The sequence below is a fragment of the Lederbergia citri genome (genome assembly GCF_018343625.1).
In the GTDB taxonomy this organism is placed as follows: domain Bacteria; phylum Bacillota; class Bacilli; order Bacillales; family Bacillaceae_C; genus Lederbergia; species Lederbergia citri.
This window is the reverse complement of the sequence record NZ_JAGYPG010000001.1, coordinates 1564879-1588199: the sequence shown is the minus strand read 5'-3', so window position 1 is coordinate 1588199 and position 23321 is coordinate 1564879. Positions and strand designations below refer to the sequence as shown.

General features: G+C 36.6%; 23 protein-coding genes. 20 read left to right on the top strand and 3 right to left on the bottom strand.

Annotated features, from left to right (window positions below):
* Positions 1–60 precede the first annotated feature (60 nt).
* Complete coding sequence (locus KHA97_RS07985; RefSeq protein WP_213124155.1) at positions 61–540, bottom strand: GAF domain-containing protein; 480 nt, start codon at positions 538–540, stop codon at positions 61–63.
* A 194-nt stretch (positions 541–734) separates the two neighbouring features.
* On the opposite strand from KHA97_RS07985, the gene refZ reads away from it, so the two are divergent.
* From refZ to rarD, 7 genes are all read left to right on the top strand, one after another.
* Positions 735–1370 carry a forespore capture DNA-binding protein RefZ gene (gene refZ / locus KHA97_RS07980; RefSeq protein ID WP_213124154.1) on the top strand — a complete coding sequence of 212 codons (636 nt, stop codon included), beginning with the start codon at positions 735–737 and terminating at the stop codon, positions 1368–1370.
* A 209-nt stretch (positions 1371–1579) separates the two neighbouring features.
* Positions 1580–3283 carry a septation ring formation regulator EzrA gene (ezrA, locus tag KHA97_RS07975; RefSeq protein ID WP_213124153.1) on the top strand — a complete coding sequence of 568 codons (1704 nt, stop codon included), beginning with the start codon at positions 1580–1582 and terminating at the stop codon, positions 3281–3283.
* Positions 3284–3536: 253 nt separating this feature from the next.
* Positions 3537–4685, top strand: coding sequence for a cysteine desulfurase family protein (locus KHA97_RS07970; protein WP_213124152.1), 1149 nt, complete (start codon positions 3537–3539; stop codon positions 4683–4685).
* Positions 4682–5890, top strand: coding sequence for a tRNA uracil 4-sulfurtransferase ThiI (gene thiI, locus KHA97_RS07965; RefSeq protein WP_213124151.1), 1209 nt, complete (start codon positions 4682–4684; stop codon positions 5888–5890). Before KHA97_RS07970 ends, thiI begins: the two co-directional genes overlap by 4 nt.
* 100 nt (positions 5891–5990) lie before the next feature.
* Positions 5991–6185 (top strand): alpha/beta-type small acid-soluble spore protein, encoded by a 195-nt coding sequence (locus KHA97_RS07960; protein ID WP_213124150.1) that lies wholly within the window; start codon positions 5991–5993, stop codon positions 6183–6185.
* A 123-nt stretch (positions 6186–6308) separates the two neighbouring features.
* Positions 6309–7937, top strand: coding sequence for an amidohydrolase (locus KHA97_RS07955; RefSeq protein ID WP_213124149.1), 1629 nt, complete (start codon positions 6309–6311; stop codon positions 7935–7937).
* A gap of 148 nt (positions 7938–8085) precedes the next feature.
* Positions 8086–9003 carry an EamA family transporter RarD gene (rarD, locus tag KHA97_RS07950; RefSeq protein ID WP_213124148.1) on the top strand — a complete coding sequence of 306 codons (918 nt, stop codon included), beginning with the start codon at positions 8086–8088 and terminating at the stop codon, positions 9001–9003.
* A gap of 991 nt (positions 9004–9994) precedes the next feature.
* Here rarD and KHA97_RS07945 read toward each other — a convergent pair.
* Positions 9995–10795: an NAD kinase gene (locus KHA97_RS07945; RefSeq protein WP_213124147.1), complete on the bottom strand. Its 801-nt coding sequence runs from the start codon at positions 10793–10795 to the stop codon at positions 9995–9997.
* Between the two features lie 152 nt (positions 10796–10947).
* On the opposite strand from KHA97_RS07945, the gene sppA reads away from it, so the two are divergent.
* The 5 genes from sppA (at position 10948) to tpx (ending at position 14231) form a co-directional block, all read left to right on the top strand.
* Positions 10948–11955, top strand: a complete 1008-nt coding sequence (gene sppA, locus KHA97_RS07940) for a signal peptide peptidase SppA (RefSeq protein ID WP_213124146.1) — start codon at positions 10948–10950, stop codon at positions 11953–11955.
* A gap of 17 nt (positions 11956–11972) precedes the next feature.
* Positions 11973–12455: an RDD family protein gene (locus KHA97_RS07935; RefSeq protein WP_213124145.1), complete on the top strand. Its 483-nt coding sequence runs from the start codon at positions 11973–11975 to the stop codon at positions 12453–12455.
* Positions 12456–12505: 50 nt separating this feature from the next.
* Positions 12506–13141: a DUF2953 domain-containing protein gene (locus KHA97_RS07930; protein ID WP_213124144.1), complete on the top strand. Its 636-nt coding sequence runs from the start codon at positions 12506–12508 to the stop codon at positions 13139–13141.
* On the top strand, positions 13134–13610 hold the full coding sequence (gene ytfJ, locus KHA97_RS07925; protein ID WP_213124143.1) for a GerW family sporulation protein: 477 nt from the start codon (positions 13134–13136) through the stop codon (positions 13608–13610). The genes KHA97_RS07930 and ytfJ overlap by 8 nt, the downstream gene beginning before the upstream one ends.
* A 120-nt stretch (positions 13611–13730) precedes the next feature.
* Entirely contained in the window at positions 13731–14231 is a 501-nt protein-coding gene (tpx, locus tag KHA97_RS07920) for a thiol peroxidase (protein WP_213124142.1), read from the top strand.
* A gap of 83 nt (positions 14232–14314) precedes the next feature.
* Here tpx and KHA97_RS07915 read toward each other — a convergent pair whose 3' ends face one another.
* Positions 14315–15436, bottom strand: a complete 1122-nt coding sequence (locus KHA97_RS07915) for a helix-turn-helix domain-containing protein (RefSeq protein ID WP_213124141.1) — start codon at positions 15434–15436, stop codon at positions 14315–14317.
* Between the two features lie 257 nt (positions 15437–15693).
* On the opposite strand from KHA97_RS07915, the gene KHA97_RS07910 reads away from it, so the two are divergent.
* From KHA97_RS07910 to argH, 8 genes are all read left to right on the top strand, one after another.
* Positions 15694–16683 carry a class I SAM-dependent methyltransferase gene (locus KHA97_RS07910; RefSeq protein WP_213124140.1) on the top strand — a complete coding sequence of 330 codons (990 nt, stop codon included), beginning with the start codon at positions 15694–15696 and terminating at the stop codon, positions 16681–16683.
* A 43-nt stretch (positions 16684–16726) separates the two neighbouring features.
* Entirely contained in the window at positions 16727–17932 is a 1206-nt protein-coding gene (locus KHA97_RS07905) for an acetate kinase (protein ID WP_213124139.1), read from the top strand.
* Positions 17933–17955: 23 nt separating this feature from the next.
* Positions 17956–18801: an EcsC family protein gene (locus KHA97_RS07900; protein ID WP_233713333.1), complete on the top strand. Its 846-nt coding sequence runs from the start codon at positions 17956–17958 to the stop codon at positions 18799–18801.
* Positions 18798–19304, top strand: a complete 507-nt coding sequence (locus KHA97_RS07895) for a MogA/MoaB family molybdenum cofactor biosynthesis protein (RefSeq protein ID WP_213124138.1) — start codon at positions 18798–18800, stop codon at positions 19302–19304. Before KHA97_RS07900 ends, KHA97_RS07895 begins: the two co-directional genes overlap by 4 nt.
* Before the next feature lie 127 nt (positions 19305–19431).
* Positions 19432–19953 (top strand): RNA polymerase sigma factor, encoded by a 522-nt coding sequence (locus KHA97_RS07890; protein ID WP_213124137.1) that lies wholly within the window; start codon positions 19432–19434, stop codon positions 19951–19953.
* Positions 19946–20542: a hypothetical protein gene (locus tag KHA97_RS07885; RefSeq protein WP_213124136.1), complete on the top strand. Its 597-nt coding sequence runs from the start codon at positions 19946–19948 to the stop codon at positions 20540–20542. Before KHA97_RS07890 ends, KHA97_RS07885 begins: the two co-directional genes overlap by 8 nt.
* A gap of 147 nt (positions 20543–20689) precedes the next feature.
* Positions 20690–21901 carry an argininosuccinate synthase gene (locus KHA97_RS07880; protein WP_213124353.1) on the top strand — a complete coding sequence of 404 codons (1212 nt, stop codon included), beginning with the start codon at positions 20690–20692 and terminating at the stop codon, positions 21899–21901.
* The gene (argH, locus tag KHA97_RS07875; RefSeq protein WP_213124135.1) at positions 21898–23268 is read left to right on the top strand and encodes an argininosuccinate lyase; all 1371 of its coding nucleotides are present in this window, start codon (positions 21898–21900) and stop codon (positions 23266–23268) included. Before KHA97_RS07880 ends, argH begins: the two co-directional genes overlap by 4 nt.
* Positions 23269–23321: the final 53 nt, after the last annotated feature.

The window sequence follows — 23321 nt, the reverse complement described above, 5'->3', positions numbered from 1 at the left end:
CAAAAAATAGCGGAATGAAACCGAGGAAATATCGATTTCATTCCGCTATACTCGTAACCTCTAAATATACTCCTGCAACTTCTCAACAAACTTCTCTAAATACTCTTTATCAAGTTCGTCAAAGCGATTTTTTTCCGGGCTATCAATGTCGAGAACTCCTAATAATGTTCCATCTTTGATTAATGGAATCACGATTTCGGATTGAGAGGCGGCATCACATGCGATATGTCCAGGGAATAAGTGTACATCAGCTACCACGACTGTTTCCCTATTAGCCGCAGCTGTTCCGCAGACACCTTTTCCCAATGGTATTCTTACACATGCAGGCAATCCTTGGAATGGACCAAGTACTAGTTCATTATCTTCTATTAAATAAAATCCAACCCAATTGATTCTATCGAGGAATTGGTTCAGTAAAGCAGATGCATTACTTAAGTTAGCAATTTGATTAGATTCGCCCTCTAAAAGTGCAGCGAGTTGTTTCGTAACAAGCTCATAATTTTTTACTCGATCTCCACTATAATTTTTCACTTCAAACATTTACCCCACCCTCTCTAAACAAACAAATTTTTACAAAAATCATCATTGCTGAATAAACTGTCGATAAATCTTCAAAGGATTTCGTGTATTTCTCTCGAATTGTACATTATATATTGATGGAATGCTCGGATAGACTGTTGAATTATTTTTACATATTTTTTCATAATATTCAAGACGTTGAAAGCGGGGATCGTATGAATACGCAGGAAGCGATAATAGAAGCGGCCATTGCTTTGTTCAATTTAAAAGGCTATCAAGGAACGTCGATTCGGGATATTGCTAGCAGGGCTAATGTAAATCCAGCTACTATCTCATATTATTTTAAAAATAAACAAGGGTTGCTTGAAGAATGTCTTATTTATTTTTTCGAACCGTACTTATCTTTTCTGGAGGACGAGACAGAAAAGCTCGAAAATGATTCAGCTCAGCTATGTTTGATAAGAGCGATAAAAAAAGTAATATTTTTTCAAAGTAAACATTATCAGCTGGCGCGCTTTGTATGGAGAGAAGTAACGATAGATTCTCAAACATCCCGGGAAATGATTTCATTATATTTGATGAAAGAGCAATATTTCTATACGACTATGATTCAAAAGGCATTAAAAGAAAATAAAATTCCATCTCCTATCAGCATGATTGTCATCCAGCTTAAAGGAATGCTTATGATGCCGTATCTAAATAATTTATACGTTCGTGAAGTGTGGGGGATGATTCCGCAAGAACCATATTTTGCTGAAAAATATTTTAATACAATCAAAAACTGGCTGCTCATTTTATTAGGATCCGAAGAAGAAAATGCTTCTCCCACTATAAAAAAATTACCTGTTTAATGATCTTTATCGCCTACCAAGGCGTTTTTTATTTTGTTAGAAACCACTTTTTGTAAAATAATCAACTTTTTATTGGGTAAAATTGCATTTATTAGTCAAAAATTGTCGCCTTCATGGTATTATAGAAGAACATAATCTTAAAAACATTTTTTACTAATGTATTATACATAGATGATCGGTTGGAAGATGGAAGGAACAGGGGGCTTACTATGGTAGAAATCGTTATTGCTTCGATAATTCTAGTCCTTATTTTATTTATTGTAGGATATTTTATGAGAAAAAAATATTATAAGGAAGTTGACAACCTCGAAACAAGAAAATTGGAATTAATGAATCGTCCTGTTATGGAAGAAATGGCGAAAGTGAAAAAACTAAATATGACGGGGCAAACTGAGGAGATGTTTGAGCGCTGGCGAGCGATGTGGGATGATATTATTGCCGTCCAACTTCCTAATATTGATGAAATGTTATTTTATGCAGAAGAGTATTCCGATAAATATCGCTTTAAAAAGGCGAAAGAAACGAATATTAAAATTGAAAAAATGCTTGAGGATATTGAAGTCCAAATTAGCCAAATCCTTGAAGAACTAGCTGAACTGATCGGCAGTGAAGAAAAAAACAGGGAAGAAATCGAAGGGCTGCTTGATCAATATCGTAATTCCAAGAAGAATGTTCTGGCGCATCGTCATATATATGGAGTTGCTGCAGAGAAACTTGAAGAATTGCTAGATGCCGTTGGTGAAAAAATTGCTAACTACGAAGAATTGACTAATGGTGGGAATTATTTAGAGGCTCGTAAAGTTGTCATTACCCTTGCTTCCGAGTTGGAACAACTGATTACAAAAATGGAAAAAATTCCCGACTTACTTACTGAATGTCAAACGGTGATTCCTTCTCAAAAGAATGAGCTTAGAGATGGTTTTAATGATATGAAGCAACAAGGATTTGTTTTGGAACACCTTCAAATTGATCGTCAGTTTGAAGAACTTGATGAAGAACTTAATACTTATATTGAGTTCCTAAAGGCAACGGAAACAGAAGAAGTAGAAAAAGGACTGCAAGAAGTAAAAGAAAAGATAGATAATCTATATGACTTACTTGAAAAAGAAGTATATGCTAAACATTATATTTTACAAGAAAATGAAAATGCCGATGCAACTTTACAGCAACTAAAAGAAGTTAATCGTGAAATTAGCCATGAAACAAAGATTGTCCAACATAGTTATCAATTATTACAAGACGATCTTGAGACACCAAGTAAGTTTGACAAAAACTTGAGCCAGCTTTCAAAGCGTTATGAAATTTTAAAGGCTAAAATAGATGAAGAAAATACGGCTTTTACTCTTTTGAGTGACGAACTAAAAGAAATTGATGCTCAAATTAAAGCGTTGCAACAAGAACAAAATGAGTTTATCGTAAAACTTCAAAACTTAAGAAAAGACGAATTAGAAGTTAGAAAAAATATTGAAATATTGCAGAAGAAAATTAAGGAAATTATTTGGCTCGTAAAGAAAAGCCGAATGCCTGGGCTTCCGGGAGATTTCGAATCTCTGTTTGAACAGGCTGAAGAGCAAATAGAAGATGTGCTTAAAAGTTTAGAGGAAAAACCACTCAATATGAATTCTGTCCAAAAGTTTTTATATGATGCAACGGACACTGTCGATTATTTGTATTCTAGGACAGAGGAACATATTGAAAATGCTCATCTTGCAGAAAAAGTGATTCAATATGGAAATAGATATAGGGGACGCAACCCACAATTGAGGGCAAGTCTTGAAAAAGCGGAGCAGGCTTTTAGAAATTTCGAATATAAGTCTGCTCTAGAACAGGCTGCAACTGCGGTTGAAGAAATTGAGCCTGGAGCATTAAAGCGGATTGAAGAAATATATCACGATGACTTTGTTAAACAATAATGGATTCCAAAGTTAAGCTTGTAGAGACTCTACAAGCTTTTTTGGATGCTTAATTAGACAATTACCGTCTAATTGACCAGACTCATCTCATGTAGCTGTAATTGGGAGTGGAACAACTATCTACAACATGAACTTCCGCTTTTTATCATATATTTTTAAAATACACAAATTATAAGATAAGTCCTTTTTCTTTTTTAATTTCAATGTTATGATTTAAAATTGCCATAATGATTTTTTTAAAGGTGTGTTAACAATGATCTATTTTGATAATAGCGCGACCACAAAACCATATGAAGAAGTATTGGATACATATTTAAAAGTAAATCGGGATTTTTACGGAAATGCGTCTTCTCTTCACAATTTTGGCGGGAGAGCGGAAGGGTTAATTAGTAAAGCGCGTGAGCAAATTGCTAATCTTATCGGTGTAAAAACGTCCGAAATTATCTTTACTTCAGGTGGCACCGAAGGAAATAATTTAGCCATTAAAGGAGTAGCACTAAAATATAGAGGTAGAGGAAATCATATTATTACTACATCCATCGAACATCCATCCGTTCTGGAACCATGCAGGCAGTTGGAACAAATGGGATTCGATGTGACTTATTTGCCAGTTAACTCGGAGGGAATAGTTTCGGTAGACGATGTTGAAGCAGCTCTAACTGAAAACACAATTTTGGTCTCGACGATTCACGTAAATAACGAAATTGGTTCAATTCAGCCCATTAATGAAATTGGCCAATTGTTGAGTCGATACTCTAAAGTGATATACCATATTGACCATATTCAAGGAGCAGGAAAAATCCCGCTTGATCTTTATGGAAATTCCGTCGATCTTTGCACATTTTCTGCGCATAAATTTCACGGCTTAAAAGGAAGTGGGTTTCTATATAAAAATCAAGGTGTACGGCTAGATCCACAAGTAACTGGTGGCAATCAAGAACAAAAAATCCGAAGTGGTACGGAAAATACAGGTGGAATTGTAGCAATGGCGAAAGCCCTCAGAATGGAATTATTAGCTCAAAAAGAAAAAGGTAATACGCTGCAGCAAATCAGTGAATTTTTATTTTATGAACTAATGAAGCTGCCGCAGATTATCATCCATTCACCTCGTAACGGAGCTCCACATATTGTGAATTTTTCAGTAATTGGGCATAAAGGGGAAGTTATTGTTCATGCGCTTGAAGAAGAGGGAATTATCGTCTCAACTACGAGTGCCTGCTCTTCAAAGGAAAATACTCCAAGCAGTACGTTATTAGCGCTTGGGGTAAATGAGGATATTGCAAAATCTGCAGTTCGAGTAAGCCTTTCATATGAAAATACGATGGATGAAGCACAACAGTTTATGAAAGCATTACATGAAGTTTTAGAGAGATTAAATAAAGTAATGAGGCGAAAAAAATGAATTACGACAGAATTTTAATACGCTATGGTGAAATGTCACTTAAAGGACGAAATCGGAAGCATTTTGTACAAAAGTTGAAAAAGAATATAAAGTTTATTCTTCGCGAATTTAAAAATATTCGGATTGAATCTGAATGGGATCGTATGTATGTTCAATTAAATGGAGAACCAGTTGAACCAGTAATTCACGGGTTAAAAAAAGTCTTTGGCATTCAATCTTTTAGCCCAGCAATTAAGACGGAAAAAAATATTGATGCGATAAGAGAAGCTGCGCTACATATTGTAAATCAAGCACATCAGCCTGGAAATACGTTTAAAATAAGTGCACGACGTTCTGATAAATCATTTGAATATGATACGAATGGATTAAATCATGCGGTTGGTGCGCATATTCTTATCAATGTAGATGATATTAAAGTGGATGTGAAGAATCCAGATATTAATCTAATTGTGGAAGTCAGGCATGATGCAGTGTATGTTTCGGGAGAAGTTTTTCAAGGAGCTGGCGGTTTTCCTGTTGCTTCTTCAGGAAAAGCAATGCTTATGCTATCAGGTGGAATCGATAGCCCTGTAGCTGGATTTTTAACAATGAAACGCGGGGTAGGGATAGAAGCGGTTCACTTCCATAGTCCTCCTTTTACGAGTGAAAGAGCAAAGCAAAAGGTTATTGATTTGGCTCATAAACTTGCGGAATATTCTGGAAGCGTTAAAATTCATATCGTTCCGTTTACAAAAATACAGGAAACGATTCATAAAGAAATTCCAGAAGGATATACAATGACATCAACAAGAAGAATGATGCTTCGAATTACGGAAGAACTTCGACAAAAGCATGAGGGATTAGCGATTGTAACTGGAGAAAGCCTAGGACAGGTAGCAAGTCAAACGATGGATAGTATGTATGCGATCAATAATGTAACAAACACACCGATTTTGCGTCCGCTTATTACGATGGATAAAATCGATATTATTAAAATTGCCGAAGAGATTGATACTCTGGAAATATCAAATCGACCATATGAAGATTGCTGTACCATTTTTACTCCCCCATCTCCTAAAACACGTCCAAGACTGGAAAAAGTTATGGCTTTTGAGGAAAAATTGGACTGGCAGCCATTATTGAGTGAAGCAATCGAAAATACGGAAACAATTATAGTAAGCGAAAGAAGGAACCAACAGGAAACCGATGTTGAAGATCTATTTTAGTGATTACAAGATTATGTAGTGAATGGAACAATTACCAGTGAATGATTGAATGAAGGCAAGTGTTTTCGCACAATCTATGTGTACAAGGAGGTGAAGACACATGCCAAACAACAATCAACTTTTAGTAAATGGTGCTGAACAAGCTATTGACCAAATGAAGTACGAAATCGCTACAGAATTTGGTGTTAATCTTGGCGCAGATACAACTTCACGTGCCAATGGTTCTGTTGGTGGAGAAATCACTAAACGTCTTGTACAAATGGCTCAACAACAACTTGGTGGCGGCGCCCACTAACATATAATATAAATGGCTAGAAGCGGGGAATTATTTCCCCGCTTCTTTTTGCATATGTCGAAAGCTGGAAATATATTCTCCTTTTGTATATCATTTTTGTATTAATGCTAGAAGGAGAAAAAAATGAAGACGATATGGTATAACGGAATGATTTATACGATGGAAATAGAAGGCGAAACAGTAGAAGCTGTTGTATCAGAAGATGATCATATTATTGAAACAGGTTCGTTAGCTACTTTAAAAGAAAAGTATAAAATAGCGCGTTCCATTGATTTAAAGGGTGCCATGATGATTCCGGGATTAGTGGACAGCCATATGCATTTAATTGGGTATGGAGAAACGTTTTTAAAGCTAAATGTTTCGGGGAAGGCTTCTAAGCATGAGGTCTTAAATGCTATATATGAAAAAGTTAAAACATCTTCACCAGGCGAATGGATTATTGGAGAAGGTTGGGATGAGAACCTCTGGCAAGATAAAACACCTCTATCTAGATGGGAACTAGATAAAGTGGCACCGCAAAATCCTATCGTAATGAAAAGAGTGTGCCGCCATGTCATTGCTGTAAATTCTCTAGCAATTGAAGCAGCAAATGTAAAACCACAGGATCCTGCTCCTGTTGGTGGCGTTATTGAACGAGAGGAAAATGGAGAATTATCAGGGATATTTAAGGATGAAGCACAAAACTTTATTTTTTCAAAAATGCCAAGCATCACAGATGAATATGTAGAAAAAGCATTAAGATTAGGAATTAAAAATAGTTGGAAATTCGGGTTAACAGGAGCGCATACGGAAGATTTAAGCTATTACGAAACATATAGTCATGCGATGACAGCGTTTTTAAGAGTTTTAGGAGATGGATCACTTCCCTTTAAAGCGCATTTACTTGTACATCATAAAATCGTAGACGAATGGAAAAAAGATGGATACCAATTCATGTCGGCGATTGGGAATATAGAATTCGGTGCTATGAAAATATTTGTAGATGGTTCATTAGGAGGAAGAACTGCTCTTTTAAGTAAACCATATGCAGATGATCCCTCTACCCAAGGAATGGCTATACATTCATTATCAGAATTAAAGCAACTCGTAGCAAAGGCAAGAAAATATCATATGCCAATTGCCACTCATGTTATTGGGGACCTTGCTTTTGAAAATGTATTAGAGGTAATTGAGGAGTTTCCGCCGCGGGAAGGAATATTTGATAGGCTTATTCACGCACAAATTTTACGGCCGGAATTAATTGAGCGTGCGAAAAAGCTGCCGGTTGAAATCGACATTCAACCCGGTTTTACAGGCTCAGATTTCCCATGGGTTATTGATCGAATTGGCAAACAAAACATGACATATAACTATGCATGGAAGACACTGATTGACAATGGTTTACCGTGTTCTGGAGGTTCAGACGCCCCAATTGAGCCTGCAAATCCTTTACTAGGCATTCATGCTGCTGTTACCAGGGAAAAGCCTTATGATAATAAGCATCAAATTTATATGCCTGAACAAAGATTGTCTATGTTTGAAGCAATTTCGCTTTATACAAAAGGCAGTGCTTTTGCTTGCGGACATGCTCATGATCGTGGAATGATAAAACCAGGTTTTTCAGCAGATTTTACGATATTTAATCAAGATTTATTTTCCGTTGAAAATGATGATATTTTAACAACAAGCGTTGAGATGACAGTTGTTGATGGGAAAATTGTGTATGAAAAAGCAAAAGACGGATCGCCTGTTTATAATCATGTAAGCAATTGATTTTGACTTCTTTCTTGAGGGCAAAAGTTATACAGACCCCAGCCTACCAATTAATAGTTTTCTGGTAAATAAAAAAGCTAAAGCATTATTTTAATAAATCGTATATAATTATTGTTATTTCGGAAATCTAAATAACAGGGGAAATACGATGGAAAAACATAGTCGTGAAGGAATTTTTTATGCAATCGCCGCTTATTCTATTTGGGGGATATTGCCGATATACTGGAAGCAAATCATTGATGTAACAGCACATGAAGTATTGGCAAATCGAATTTTTTGGTCTTTTTGGTTTATGGTCGTACTATTAATTTTTAGTAAAAAGCTCCCATTATTTATAAAAAGCTTGAAGCAATTTAAAGAGGAACCTAAAAAGTTTGCTGCACTAGCAGCTGCATCCATTTTGGTGAGCGGAAATTGGTTTTTATTTATATGGGCAGTTAATAACGATAAAGTGGTAGAATCAAGCCTTGGATACTATATCAACCCATTAGTGAGCATCGTTCTAGGAATTGTATTTTTAAAGGAAACTTTATCAAGGGTTCAAATATTTTCGTTTTCCTTGGCAGTTGTTGGAGTACTTATTTTAACGATGTCATATGGAAAATTTCCATGGGTTTCTTTTGGTCTTGCGCTGACCTTTGGAGTTTACGGATTAGTAAAAAAAATGATAAAAGTCGATTCATCCATCGGGTTAGCGTTGGAAACTCTACTCATAATACCGATTGCATTAATCTATCTTTCCATTCATATGGTAAATGGCAGCAGCGCCTTATTTTCAGGCTCATTTATAAATGATATCTTGCTTATTGCTTCTGGAGCGATAACGGCGATACCTTTGCTCTTTTTTGCAAAAGGCGTTCAGAAAATTCCTTTATATTTAATGGGCTTCATTCAATATATCGCTCCAACGATGATGCTCGTTTTAGGAGTTTTCATATATGGTGAACCATTTGGCGTGGCACGTCTTATTGCCTTTGCTTTTATATGGAGTGCTTTAGCTCTAGTAACTTTATCTTCTTTCAATTGGAACTACGTTAAAGGGCGAAATCGAAAAAAAATAGCATGACTTTATCCTCTTAACGGTATTAAAAAAGCGAGAATCTAATCTATCCAAATAGATTAGATTCTCGCTTTTTTTATATAAGTTGAGTGTTTTGTTTTTTTAAAACTTACTATTTTTGGTCTAAATATGGTGAACCTAGACTGAACTCATTACTAAAACTGATTTTAGTCTTGATTGCGCATGAATTGGGACGGAAGGGACACAATTCCAAGGTTTCAGTCTCGATTGTGCATGAATTGGGACAGAAGCGGCTCAATTCCGAGGTTTCAGTCTCGATTGTGCATGAATCGGGACAGAACTAGCTCAATTCCAAGGTTTGCGTCTCGATTGCGCATGAATCGAGACAGAAGCGGCTCAATTCTAAGGTTTCAGTCTCAATTGCCGCTGAATCGGACAGAAGCGGCTCAATTCCAAGGTTTCAGTCTCGATTGTGCATGAATTGGGACAGAAGCGGCTCAATTCCGAGGTTTCAGTCTCGATTGTGCATGAATCGGGACAGAACTAGCTCAATTCCAAGCTTACAGTCTCGATTGCGCATGAATCGAGACAGAAGCGGCTCAATTCTAAGGTTTCAGTCTCAATTGCCGCTGAATCGGGACAGAAGCGGCTCAATTCTAAGGTTTCAGTCTCGATTGCCGCTGAATCGGGACAGAACTGGCCCATTTCCAAGGTTTCAGTCTCGATTGCGCCTGAATCGGGACAGAAGCGGCTCAATTCCAAGGTTTCAGTCTCGATTGAGTATGAATCGGGACAGAAGCGGCTCAGTTCCAAGGTTTCATTCTCGATTGTGCATGAATTGGGACAGAACTAGCTCACTTCCAAGCCTTTCATTCTCGATTACGCCTGAATCGGGACAGAACTAGTTTAATTCTAAGGTTTTGTCTCGATCAGGCAACAATCGAGAAGACAGAACCAGGCCATTACGAAAGCTTTCAATCTCTAGTCCAGCCCTCTTTATACAATTTTCAATCCCAACTTAGCTGGACAACAAATATCATAAAAACGTCCGTTTTACTTTTTCCCAAAAGGAGTTGTTTTTTAATTTTACGGTTTTGATTCGTCTATCAGATAAAAGGATTTCAACTTGTTCGACGCGCTGGGTGCTCAGAGCCTCATTGTCCATTCCCATGGTAGGGTAGTCATTCCCATTTTGAACAACTTTTAATAATAGTTTTCTGCCTTCACTTAGGATAAATGGTGAACCGAGTGTACGATAGCGGTTATTGTTCAAGGATGCCATTTCACTCACTTGGAGACATGGGATAAGTGGATCGACTACGGCACCTTTCACGGATTTATTATAAGCCGTGCTTCCTGTCGGTGTTGCAATCACCATTCCATCTCCCCTGAATGTTTCGAAATGTAAGCCGTCAATAAAAACATCCATGACTAATGTTTTAATGATTCCTGATCGAATTGTAAACTCATTTAAACAATAAAATGAACCTTCATTGTCAACATCTACCTTAATAACTGGATAGCGTCTTACTTCAATTTTTTCCGAAGTCATGGCGTCAATCATATCGTGTATGTTATCAATATGAAAATCGGTATACAGGCCTTGCATTCCATCGTCTTGAATTCCTGCATAAAGGCAATCTTGTCTAAAGCCTGTTTTTCGAACAGCCTGTAAAAATGTGCCGTCTCCGCCGATACTAGCTATTAGATTTGCTTCTTGCGAATTGTTTACAATTTTAAATCCGTACCTTTCCGCAAGTTCTTTAAGGACTGAAATTTTTTCAAAGCTGTCTGGACTATTTTTATGGAAAAAGAAAATTTTATTGCGTTGTTCCATTGTAAATATCCCCCTTGAAGTATTTGCCACTCATATGTAAAGAATTTTCGAGTTTAGTGCATCTTATGTATTTATTTTATCATTAGTTTGAAACTATTTAAAAGAAAGAGACGTATATAAATATGGGAACGCACTAAAAGGAGGAAAAACAGATGAATGGAAAACGTTGGGCGGCCCTAGGAATCGCTGCCGCAGTTCTTTTTGTATCTAGTATAGTCAACATGGCAAGCGCCTTTATTTTTTCGGATTTTTCTAAGGTGTTTGGAGAGAATTTTTCTGCAAATAAAGCATTTACAGAAGAGATTGTTGAAACAGGTAATCCTGCTAATAAAATTGCGGTGCTTGAAGTGGATGGTGTCATTCAAGATACGGGAGACTCTGCATCTATATTTTCAACAAATGGCTATTTACATAGGGAATTTATGAAGCAATTAAATACGGTAAAGGATGATAAAAGTATAAAAGCGATCGTTCTTCGTGTTAATTCACCAGGCGGTGGAACGAATGAGTCAGCCGAGATCCATCATAAGCTCGTTCAAATTAAGGAAGAAACAAAAAAGCCAATTTACGTTTCGATGGGATCGATGGCTGCATCCGGAGGCTATTATATTTCTGCACCAGCCGATAAAATTTTTGCAAGTCCCGAAACTTTGACAGGTTCCCTCGGGGTTATTATGCAAGGTGTTAATATTAGCGATCTCGCCGAAAAATATGGAGTCGACTTTATGACGATTAAGAGCGGTCCATACAAAGATATTATGAGCTCATATCGTCATATGACAAAGGAAGAGGAAGATATTTTGCAATCAATGTTAAAAAATTCCTATAATCAATTTGTAAAAATCATCGCCGATGGCCGTGGAATGACAGAAGATCAAGTTCGCAAACTTGCAGATGGAAGAATATATGACGGAAGACAAGCGAAAGAAGTTGGGTTGATTGATGATTTCGGTTACCAAGAAGATGTGATTGAGCAAATGAAAAAAGATCATAAATTAGCCGGCGCTCAAGTGGTCCGCTATACATCTAATGCAGGGCTTGGCTCGCTATTTAGTATGGCCGCTCAAAAAGTTGGTGGAAAACAGGCTGAAATGACAGGGATTGTCAATCTTTTATCTAAACCAAATTCACCTAGACTAATGTACTTATACTCTGAATAGTAAGGGGGAAAAACAAAATGGAAAATCAAATAGTTGAAGAAGTTAAACCTCCATTTGTGTCCTATCACTATGCAGGATTTTGGGTGAGGTTTTGGGCTTATTTGCTTGATAGTGTTATTATTTTCAGCATAAATGGAATACTCGTAAAACCCATTTTTCGGGGTATTGGTATTTCCCTTTCTGATTCAGGCATCATCTCCCCCTACGGGATAACAGCGGGAGTCATCTTCTATTTGTATTTTATTTTAATGACAAAGTTTTTCAGTCAAACTCTCGGAAAAATGGTTTTTGGACTAAAAGTGATACCACTTAAAGAGGAAAAATTAACATGGGGAACCGTGATTTTTAGAGAAGGGATTGGACGCTATATTTCTGCTACTTTTAATTTTTTATATGCAGTAGTAGCATTCACTCCGAAAAAACAAGGTTTACATGACATTTTTGCTGATACTACAGTCATACATGAAAGAACGAAAATTATAGAACCCGCTTATTCATAAGCGGGTTTATTTTATTTTCAGATGGAAATAATGATGGCCGGAGGGATGATATGACTCTTCCTGTTACTTACGGCCTTTTACTGCTTTTGTTGCTTTTAACTTTAGTGATAATTTTTATGAAAATCAAAATTGAATTGTTTATTTTATTCAGCAAGTCGGAAAGGTACACGACTATTACTATTACGACTTTTTTTGGACTTGTCCGCATAAAAAAGAAGTTTTCTATGGATGAATTATGGTCAAAGGAAGCAAAAGAGGAAATAAATGATCATATCGATGACCTTACATCTATGAAATCAATGTTAAAAGATGCTAAACCTTTTTTACACATACTTTATTCTTTTTTGCAAAAAATGAGAATTCGGAAGTTTGAATGGCACACGAAAATTGGTACGGGGGATGCTGCATTTTCCGGCACAGTAGCTGGTGCGATTTGGGGAATTAAAGGGGCAATATTGTCATTAATAAGAAGTGTTTTTTTATTTAAAACTAGACCCATCATATCAGTTGTGCCAGAGTTTCAAGGATTTGCAGCTGAGACGAATATGCGATGTATGGTAGATATAAAAACAGGAAAAGCTATGGTAGCTGGATATAAATTGTATAAAGAATGGAAAAAACACCAAAAATCCTCTTTTCTCGAGAGGCAAAATCAAAGATTGAACAGGAGGTCCATTAATGGATGAGCATCCAATTCAAGGGGTCATGTCAACAGCAATGGAAAATCTGAAAGAAATGATTGATGTCAATACAATTATTGGCGATCCAGTAGAAACACCTGATGGAGGAGTCATTTTAACAGTTTCAAAAGTAGGTTTTGGTTTTGCTATGGGTGGAAGTGAGTTTAAATCAGGTGGAAGCTCAGATGGCGGCGGCTCTTCTAGTGAAGATGAAGGAGGGCAAAGCTCATACTTACCGTTTGGTGGAGGAAGTGGTGGCGGTGTATCAATTACGCCAATTGCATTCTTAATCGTAAATAAACACGGTGTAAATATGCTTCATTTAGAACAAAACACACACTTATTAGAAAAAATGATTGATTTAGCTCCAACAGCTTTTGAAAAAATACAGAAAATGACGAGTAACTTTTCAAATAAAAAACACCAACAGCAAGGACATTCAGAAAATAAGGAAAGCTTAGATTTTGATTTGTAAAAAGTATAACTCGCTTTGCAATAGCGAGTTATTTTATTTTTGTTTGGCTGAACTTATTCCTTGCAGTAGTGGAAATTTTAAGCAATGATATAAGTACATAATTTTAAGGAGGAATGAAATATGGCAGCAGTAACGTTTAAAGGGAATCCAATAACACTTGTTGGAAACGAGGTAAAAGTAGGCGATAAAGCACCAGATTTCACTGTGTTAGCGAATGATTTATCTGAAGTTAAACTTAGTGATTACAAAGGTTCCATTCGTTTAATCAGCGTAGTTCCTTCAGTTGATACTGGAGTTTGTGCAGCACAAACTAAACGTTTTAATGAAGAAATAGCAAACTTAGGCAATGTTCAAGTACTGACGATTTCGGCCGATTTACCATTTGCACAAGCACGTTGGGCAAATGAAAATGGTCTAAATGACGCGAAAATCTTCTCTGACTATCGCGATCTTTCCTTTGGTGAAGCGTATGGTGTTGTAATGAAAGAACTCCGACTTTTAGCTCGCAGTGTGTTTGTGATTGATAGTGAAGATAATGTGGTTTATGTAGAATATGTGAGCGAAGGGACGAACCATCCTGATTATGATTCCGCTTTGGCAGCAGCGAAACAAGCAAAATAATAACTAACTAGTAATAAGAGAGATTGGATAATTTTCCAATCTCTCTCAATTTGATGTGGATGAAATCGTGATAAGTAACAAAGCTATAAAAAGCTGTCCATTATTTTTTGTAGTCTATTTGCTACCCATTCAATGTCATATCCGACTTCGTTTAGAATAACAGTGTTATAGATTTCGTCTAGACCAATCCGAAGTATATAACAATAAATTTTTTCCTTTGTTTCAGGAGAATCAATATATTTACTTGTTATTTGTTGGATAAGTGGTCGAAGCTTATCTTCATTCCAAAATAAAATATTTGCTTTGTCATATAAGTGATCTCCGTACAGCGAAAGGCTCCAATCGATTATACCTGAAATTTGTCCACCCTTAGCCAATAGATTATACGATCCTAAATCACCGTGAATGATATATTTTTTGTTTAAAGTAACACTGCTAATATGAGATTTCAATTCTTGTAAAGCATTAGTCACTACACTTGAATCTAAGCCATTTCGTTCGAGGGCCGACCAATTATATATATTCTCGTTGAAGACTGCTTTAATAAAATCTTCCCATGTTGGATAAGCACCCTGTCCGTTATTGTCATATCTGCCATAACCATTTTGTTCCGTTACTTCTATTGACTCCAATACTTTTAGGGTTTTCATTATTGATGGGCAAGTATCAAGTAATTCCTGACTATTTAAATCGAACAGTTTACTTCCTTCAATATAATTTGATATGGAATAAGTAACACCATCGTCCACCCCCACCTTTAATACGTTTCTCACGGGAAGTAGGTTATTAAAATTGTTGTAAACCCATCTTTCTTTTTCATACACTTCAGTACGATTTCCCGCTTGAAAAACATATTTACCTTCATCTGCAATAAATTTGTATGTTTGTGAAACAAGTCCACCACCAAGTTCCTTAAAATCAGTTGCATTAGAATAATGTTTCTTTATTAGACGCTCAATCTCGATTTCTGTTAACTTTTTTGCCATAGGAAACGCTCCTTTAAAATATATTTTACCTAATAACAATTCGTCTAAGGAGAGTTGATATATACGGCTTAATTCAATAATGGAGTCTATGTCTGGATAATACTTGCCGACTTCCCAATTGGACAGTGTTTGTCTGGTGATATTCATTTTTTCAGCAACTTGTTCTTGAGTATATCCTGCTTTTTTTCTCCTTAACTTAAGTTTTTCACCAATATGCATATCCTTCCCTCCTTTACTTAAATTTTCCAATAATAATTAGAAAGGCCAGCAAGTCTTTGGATTTCACCAATATGCATATTTTTCTCTCCTTGTTTTAAATTTTCCCACAATAATTGGAAAAAGCTAGCAAGCCTTCCTTGCTTTTATCTTTTATATGCAAAAAATGGAGCGTAATTATAGAGTTTTATACTTATTTCTTGTTTGTAGAGTTAACGAAAGATAAACTATAAGTATAAAGGGTGACGGGGGGAAGAAATTTGAAATTGACTCCAGTAGAAAGGCTGTTTAAGTTGTTTGATGAAACAGCTCTCATTTTACAAGAAGAATTGGATTGTACATATATAGAGGCTCTCGCTGAGACGGGCGAAAACCTTTTTCATGATGATATTTTGCAAGAATCGCTTAGCGAAGTAACAAGAAAACGGCTTAAGCGAAAATATTCTGATATTATTATAGCGTCAATTGGAGCAGAAGATATACGTAAAGCGTTTCAATTGGCAATTTTAAAAGGCATGAAAGGTCATATTCAACCAAACCATCAAATGACCCCAGATACGATTGGATTTATCATTAGCTATTTAACTGAAAAATTCATAGGAGCCAAAACAGATTTATCAATCCTGGATCCTGCAGTCGGTACTGGGAATTTACTCTCAACCATTTTGAACAGGCAAGGAAATATCAGCCAAATCCGTTCATATGGGGTGGAAGTAGATGAACTTTTAATTAAGCTTGCGTATGTAGGAGCGAATCTTCAAAAGCAGCAAACTGAATTTTTTCATCAAGATGCGTTAGAACCGCTCTTCATAGACCCGGTTGATTTAGTTGTTTGCGATTTGCCGGTCGGTTATTATCCAAATGATATTCAAGCTGGACAATATGAACTAAACGCTTCAAAAGGTCATGCTTATGCCCATCATTTATTTATAGAACAAAGTGTAAATCATACAAGACCTGGTGGCTATTTGTTTTTTCTGATACCTAATGGATTATTTGAATCAGCTGAGGCTTCCAAGCTCCATAACTATTTAAAAAGAACCGTATATATACAAGGTGTATTACAGCTTCCCATGTCATTGTTTAAAGATAAAAATGCAGGGAAAAGCATTCTAATTCTTCAAAAGAAAAAGCCTGGAATCGAAGCACCAAAAGAAGTATTGCTTGCTACGCTGCCAAAGCTATCTAATAAAGAAGCACTTGATAAAATGATGCTAGGCGTGGAAAAATGGTTCAAAGAAAATAAATAAGGATTGCTACACATTTTAATTACTACAAAGAAAGGTGATTCTTTTGCCAAAAATTTTTGCAGTAAATGCAGGAAGCTCATCATTGAAATTTCAACTTTTTAACATGCCTGAGGAAAAGGTCATCACAAAAGGAATGATTGAACGAATAGGGTTAAAAGATTCTGTTTTTACGATGAGTGTGGAAGGTAAGAGTATTAAAGAAACAATTGACATACCAAATCACAAAACGGCAGTTGAATTATTATTGGATCGTATTATTAAAAATGAAGTCATTTCTTCTCTTGGTGAAATTGAAGGAGTCGGTCATCGCGTCGTACATGGAGGCGAGGTATTCAACGATTCAGCATTGATTACACCGGAAGTTTTGCAAAAAATTGAAGACCTTTCGGAATTAGCCCCACTACATAATCCAGCGAATATTACAGGGATAAAGGAATTTCAGAAAGCATTGCCAGGGGTTCCTGCAGTAGCGGTTTTTGATACGGCTTTTCATCAAACTATGCCGGAAAGCTCGTACTTGTACAGTCTTCCATACGATTATTATACAAACTATGGTATAAGAAAATATGGCTTTCATGGAACATCGCATAAATATGTATCGCAAAGAGCTGCACAATTATTAGAGCGACCCTTATCACAGTTACGGCTTATTTCCTGCCATCTAGGGAATGGTGCCAGTATAGCCGCTATTAAAGGTGGAAAGTCGATAGATACTTCCATGGGCTTTACACCGCTTGCAGGAGTGACGATGGGTACTAGATCAGGAAATATTGATCCGGCTCTTATTCCATTTTTAATGGAGAAGACAGGGAAGACAGCTGAAGAAGTACTTGATATATTAAATAAGAAATCCGGTATGTTAGGAGTATCCGGCTTTTCAAGCGATTTACGGGACATAGAAATTGAAGCTACTGGTGGAAATCATCGAGCTGAATTGGCTCTCGATATATTTGCAGATAGAATTCATAAATATTTAGGATCTTATGCTGCTAGGATGTCTGGAGTGGATGCCATTATCTTTACGGCCGGAATTGGTGAAAATAGCAGTACAATCCGTGCTAAGGTATTGAATGGACTACAATTTATGGGTGTATACTGGGATGAGGATTTAAATAAGATTAGAGGCCAAGAGATTTTTCTCAATTATCCTCATTCGCCTGTGAAAGTGATTGTCATTCCGACAAATGAGGAAATTATGATTGCTAGAGATGTTGTCAAACTTACAAAAACTAGTAGTAATTTAATTTAGCCTTAAATAAAGGAGTGGTATCAATGAACTTAACTCATCGAGAAGAAGTACTGTTGGAGGAACTGCACACATGGCGCCAATCCTTTTTGGAGTACGAAGCTACCGATTTGGAAAATTCCTATGATAAATGGGTAGATCAAGCATTTTCACTTCTCCCAGAGTCGTTGCAGAAACAATTTTTTGAGAGGCTGGATGATTGGCTTTTTCAACTTAATTCCCTTTTACGGGGAACAAAGCTTCAAAATGAAGCAAGCGAAAGAATATTAAATGCAGCTAGATCAATGAATGAAGAAGTAGAATCTTTTTCAGACATGAGGAGCAAGATGTCGGTTGCACAATTAACTTTTATAGCCGAACAACAGGCCTCACGACATAGAATATATTCATTAGTTCAGGGAGGAATGGTTGGATCAGGACAACCTTTATTTATTACAAGTGATTTTATCGCCATGCTTGTTATAAATTTACGTGCAGTCCAACTTACAGCCATGTCATTTGGATACGATGTCCAGTCTCCAGCAGGCTTGCTTGAAACGCTAAAAGTATTTAATGTTGCGACAATGCCTGAACGAATGAAAATGTTTGGCTGGGAAGATTTAATGGAAGATTTGCAAAAGGACGATGAGCAATTTTATTTTGATATTCATGAACGGATCACAGACTATTCATGGGTTGACGAACCGTTAAAGGAACTTTTAAAAATAAGCCTTATAATGTTATTTTCTAGAAAAACGATTTCTGGTATTCCCCTTATATCAGTAGCAATTGGTGCGGGAATGAACTATCGTACGACTAGAAAGGTCACTCATTTTGCGGTGAAATATTATCAATATAAGTATTTGCTCGAAAAAAGCGGAGAGCTGAAATGAGCGTATTAGTGCATAAAAGCGAATCGCCTCATTCGGTGAATTGTGCCGTAATTACAGTTAGCGATTCTAGAACGGTTGATACTGATAAAAGCGGTAATCTTATTACAAAGCTTTTAAAGGAAGATCGACATCATGTTACCTTTTATAAAATTGTAAAAGATGATAAAACTTCAATCGAAGCGATGGTTGAAAAGGCAGCCGGTATGGATGAGGTACAAGTGATATTGTTGACAGGCGGAACGGGAATTGCCAAACGCGATGTTACAATCGAGACGGTTTCAGCATTATTTGAAAAAGAAATTGTCGGGTTTGGAGAAATTTTTCGGATGTTAAGTTACACGGAAGACATCGGATCCGCTGCGATTATGTCCAGAGCATGCGCTGGAACTTTTCGTAATAAAGCCATTTTTGTCATGCCAGGTTCTTCAGGAGCCGTTAAGTTGGCGATGGAGAAATTGATTTTAATAGAAATCGGACATGTTGTAAGAGAATTGAATAAATAAACCATTGTGAAGGCAGACCATAAACTCCAATTTTGGATTTTTAGGTCGCCTTCTTTTTTGGTGGTGAAATATTTAATACTTTGATTCGTCTAATCTATAAATAATGATTTCTGAAAAGGGGATGAAGATGGAGAATCATACGATGGTGGAAGAGTGGTTTCGACAATATGGGGATGAAGTATATAACTTTCTCGTTTACTACACTCGTTCATATGATGTCGAGGATATTGTCCAAGAGGTTTTTCTTAGAGCTCTTAAATCAGTGGAATATTTCGAGGGTCGTTCGAATCCCAAAACGTGGTTGCTTTCAATTGCCAGGAGGCTCGTAATCGATCGATACCGGAAAGAAAAACGATATAAATTACTTCCATTTGATCTTATAAGAAACAATGCTAAATCAAAAGAATCAATAGAAGATCTTGTCATCGTCGATGAAACACTTAGCGAGATTTATAGATATATAAATAGGATGAAGGAATCATATCGAAATGTTATCATTTGCCGTTTAATTTTAGAATACACAGTTGAAGAAACATCTGAAATTCTTGGATGGCCAAAATCAAAGGTCAGTTTGACATATCATCGTGCCTTAACTCATTTAAAACAAAATATGGTACATGTTCGCGAAGGAGGGATAGTTAATGAGTAACCAACTATTAAACGGTAAGAAATTTCCCCGTTTTGAACTAAACAGCGATCAACGAAATAGAATACTGCAGCAATTGAATACTTTTTCATCGCCAAGAAAACATCGTTTTGCTCGAAACCGTTTCATGCCAGTCATAAGTGGCCTCGCTTTATTCATTATGTTCAGCGTGATTAGTGTTTATTCATATTCCATTATAACAGGAGAGAATCTATTTGGATTTGGTTCAGCTAATGACCCATTTGAAAATTTTACGATCAACCTTCCTTCAAATGTTAAGATGGAGAAGCAAGAGGATGGAACAATATGGTTTATACGAGATGGAGAATATGTGGGCGGTATAAAAGTAGTTACTGATAAAGAGATTAACATGAATCTAGATTCTGTATTTGAAACTATGGAGATGAAGGGGATGCACCACCCAACTATACGAAAATTAAATCATGTGAAAACGGAAAACATAATACAAATTAATCATTTTTATGTAACGATAGATGGGAAAGACGAAAGATATGATGTATATTTTCACTGGCCAGCATTTGAATTGAAGGACGCCATATTGATTATGAGAACGTTTGAAATTCATCAATAAACTCTCTAATCTTTGTTCACTTTCTTTATGTATATACATTTTTTTGAATAAGTATTGATAATAGTAATCTATTATGTTAATATCCTATATATTGAATGATTAAAAATAAAACTTTATGTATAAGTATACATTTGACGTTCAGGAGGAATTAACATGAAAAAGAAAGTTGTTCTTGCCTATTCTGGAGGTTTGGACACATCAGTTGCGATAAAATGGTTTATTGATCAAGGCTATGAGGTTGTAGCTTGCTGCCTAGATGTAGGTGAAGGCAAAGACCTAGCATTTATACAATCAAAAGCATTGGATATGGGAGCATCAAAGAGTTATGTGATTGATGCGAAAGAGGAATTCGCGAATGAATATGCATTAATCGCCCTTCAAGCCCACACAATGTATGAAGATAAATATCCACTCGTTTCTGCCTTATCGAGACCACTTATTTCAAAAAAATTAGTTGAAGTCGCTGAAAAAGAAAAAGCAGATGCCGTGGCACACGGTTGTACTGGAAAAGGAAATGACCAAGTTCGTTTTGAAGTATCAATTAAAGCATTGAATCCAGATCTAGAAGTACTGGCACCTGTACGTGAATGGAGCTGGTCACGTGAAGAAGAGATTGCTTATGCAAAAGAAAAAGGAATTCCGATTCCGATCGATTTAGATAGTCCTTTCTCAGTTGATCAAAACTTATGGGGTAGAGCAAATGAATGTGGGATTTTAGAAGATCCTTGGGCTGCTCCTCCTGAAAATGCATATGAATTAACGGCTGCATTGGAAGATACGCCTAATACTCCTGATGTGATTGAAATTGAATTTGTTAAAGGCGTTCCCGTATCTATCGATGGAAAAAAATATCCTTTAAGTGAATTGATTCTAAAATTAAATGCACTTGCCGGTAAACATGGAGTTGGAAGAATCGATCATGTTGAAAACAGATTAGTTGGTATTAAATCTCGTGAAGTATACGAGTGTCCGGGAGCTATGACTCTTTTAACTGCGCATAAAGAATTAGAGGATTTGACTCTTGTTAAAGAATTAGCTCATTTTAAACCAGTTATATCAAAAAAATTAACAGAACTAATTTATGATGGGTTATGGTTTTCAGCTTTAAAGCCAGCGCTTATCGCGTTTTTAAAAGAATCACAACAGTACGTAAATGGCACAGTTAGAGTGAAGCTATTTAAAGGTCATGCGATTGTTGAAGGAAGAAAATCACCGAATTCTTTATACAATGAAAAACTTGCAACTTATACAGCGGATGATGAATTCGATCAATCAGCATCAGTTGGCTTTATTAAACTATGGGGTCTCCCAACTGAAGTTCACAGCATGATTCACAAAAAGGATGGGGTTAAAGCATGAAAAAAGCATGGGGAGGGCGCTTTTCAAAGTCATCCGAACAATGGATTGAAGAATTCGGCGCCTCCATCTCCTTTGATCAGGAGCTAGTACTGGAAGATATTGAAGGCAGCATTGCCCATGTTAAAATGCTCGGGAAATCAAATATTATTCCACTTGATGAGAGTGAGCAAATCGCAGCAGGCTTACATAAGCTGAAGCAAAAAGCCGAAGCCGGAGAATTGCAATACTCGATTTCAGAGGAAGATATTCATTTAAACCTCGAAAAAATGCTAATTAATGAAATCGGTCCTGTTGGAGGGAAGCTTCATACAGGAAGAAGTAGAAATGACCAAGTTGCAACTGATATGCATTTGTATTTAAAAAAGCAAGTTTTAGTCATTATGGAACACATTAAAGAATTGCAATCAGCTCTTCTTAATCAGGCAGAGAAAAACGTCGAAACGGTGTTTCCGGGCTATACCCATTTGCAACGTGCACAGCCGGTTTCATTTGCTCATCATATGCTCGCGTATTTTTGGATGTTGGAGCGCGACTATGGACGCTTTGAAGATAGCATGAAACGAATTGATATTTCTCCTCTCGGAGCAAGCGCCCTGGCAGGAACAACTTTCCCCATCGATCGTTTTTATACTGCAGAGCAATTAGGTTTTTCTAGTGTATATGAAAATAGTATGGATGCTGTAAGTGATCGTGATTTTGTTGTCGAGTTTCTTAGCAATTCTGCTTTGACGATTACACATCTTTCCAGACTTGCAGAAGAAATTATTCTTTGGACAAGCAAAGAATTCAGCTTTATTGAATTGGATGATGCATATGCAACCGGAAGCAGTATTATGCCTCAAAAGAAAAATCCGGATATGGCTGAGTTAATTAGAGGGAAGAGTGGTCGCGTCATAGGGAATCTCGTTGGTATGCTGACAGTGCTGAAAGGACTGCCGCTTACTTATAATAAAGACATGCAAGAAGATAAAGAGGGCATGTTTGATACGGTTCATACGATGATTGGATCTTTAAAAATTTTCACTGGTATGATTAAAACAATGACCGTGAAAAATAAAGAAATGGAATCTGCAGTAAACCAAGATTTTTCTAATGCGACGGAACTTGCCGATTATTTGGCTGCAAAAGGAATCCCATTCCGTGAAGCGCATGAAATAGTTGGGAAGCTCGTATTAACTTGCATACAGCAAAATTGCTACTTACTTGACTTACCACTAGATCAACTTCAAGAAGCCTGTTCAAAAATTGAAGAAGACGTGTTCGTCATTCTATCTCCAAGAGAAGCGGTTAAACGAAGAAATTCATACGGCGGAACAGGTTTTGACCAAGTGAAGATTCAATTGGAAAAAGCGAAACAATTGATATAGACAGATGCATGGGACTTTGCTGGTATTGTTAAGTGTTTGCCAGTTAATTCGTG

What these genes read in the sequence shown, in the direction of transcription:
- KHA97_RS07985 (WP_213124155.1), bottom strand. Translation starts at nt 540, where the DNA reads ATGTTTGAAGTGAAAAATTATAGTGGAGATCGAGTAAAAAATTATGAG.
- refZ (WP_213124154.1), top strand. Translation starts at nt 735, where the DNA reads ATGAATACGCAGGAAGCGATAATAGAAGCGGCCATTGCTTTGTTCAAT.
- ezrA (WP_213124153.1), top strand. Translation starts at nt 1,580, where the DNA reads ATGGTAGAAATCGTTATTGCTTCGATAATTCTAGTCCTTATTTTATTT.
- KHA97_RS07970 (WP_213124152.1), top strand. Translation starts at nt 3,537, where the DNA reads ATGATCTATTTTGATAATAGCGCGACCACAAAACCATATGAAGAAGTA.
- thiI (WP_213124151.1), top strand. Translation starts at nt 4,682, where the DNA reads ATGAATTACGACAGAATTTTAATACGCTATGGTGAAATGTCACTTAAA.
- KHA97_RS07960 (WP_213124150.1), top strand. Translation starts at nt 5,991, where the DNA reads ATGCCAAACAACAATCAACTTTTAGTAAATGGTGCTGAACAAGCTATT.
- KHA97_RS07955 (WP_213124149.1), top strand. Translation starts at nt 6,309, where the DNA reads ATGAAGACGATATGGTATAACGGAATGATTTATACGATGGAAATAGAA.
- rarD (WP_213124148.1), top strand. Translation starts at nt 8,086, where the DNA reads ATGGAAAAACATAGTCGTGAAGGAATTTTTTATGCAATCGCCGCTTAT.
- KHA97_RS07945 (WP_213124147.1), bottom strand. Translation starts at nt 10,795, where the DNA reads ATGGAACAACGCAATAAAATTTTCTTTTTCCATAAAAATAGTCCAGAC.
- sppA (WP_213124146.1), top strand. Translation starts at nt 10,948, where the DNA reads ATGAATGGAAAACGTTGGGCGGCCCTAGGAATCGCTGCCGCAGTTCTT.
- KHA97_RS07935 (WP_213124145.1), top strand. Translation starts at nt 11,973, where the DNA reads ATGGAAAATCAAATAGTTGAAGAAGTTAAACCTCCATTTGTGTCCTAT.
- KHA97_RS07930 (WP_213124144.1), top strand. Translation starts at nt 12,506, where the DNA reads ATGACTCTTCCTGTTACTTACGGCCTTTTACTGCTTTTGTTGCTTTTA.
- ytfJ (WP_213124143.1), top strand. Translation starts at nt 13,134, where the DNA reads ATGGATGAGCATCCAATTCAAGGGGTCATGTCAACAGCAATGGAAAAT.
- tpx (WP_213124142.1), top strand. Translation starts at nt 13,731, where the DNA reads ATGGCAGCAGTAACGTTTAAAGGGAATCCAATAACACTTGTTGGAAAC.
- KHA97_RS07915 (WP_213124141.1), bottom strand. Translation starts at nt 15,436, where the DNA reads ATGCATATTGGTGAAAAACTTAAGTTAAGGAGAAAAAAAGCAGGATAT.
- KHA97_RS07900 (WP_233713333.1), top strand. Translation starts at nt 17,956, where the DNA reads ATGAACTTAACTCATCGAGAAGAAGTACTGTTGGAGGAACTGCACACA.
- KHA97_RS07895 (WP_213124138.1), top strand. Translation starts at nt 18,798, where the DNA reads ATGAGCGTATTAGTGCATAAAAGCGAATCGCCTCATTCGGTGAATTGT.
- KHA97_RS07890 (WP_213124137.1), top strand. Translation starts at nt 19,432, where the DNA reads ATGGAGAATCATACGATGGTGGAAGAGTGGTTTCGACAATATGGGGAT.
- KHA97_RS07885 (WP_213124136.1), top strand. Translation starts at nt 19,946, where the DNA reads ATGAGTAACCAACTATTAAACGGTAAGAAATTTCCCCGTTTTGAACTA.
- argH (WP_213124135.1), top strand. Translation starts at nt 21,898, where the DNA reads ATGAAAAAAGCATGGGGAGGGCGCTTTTCAAAGTCATCCGAACAATGG.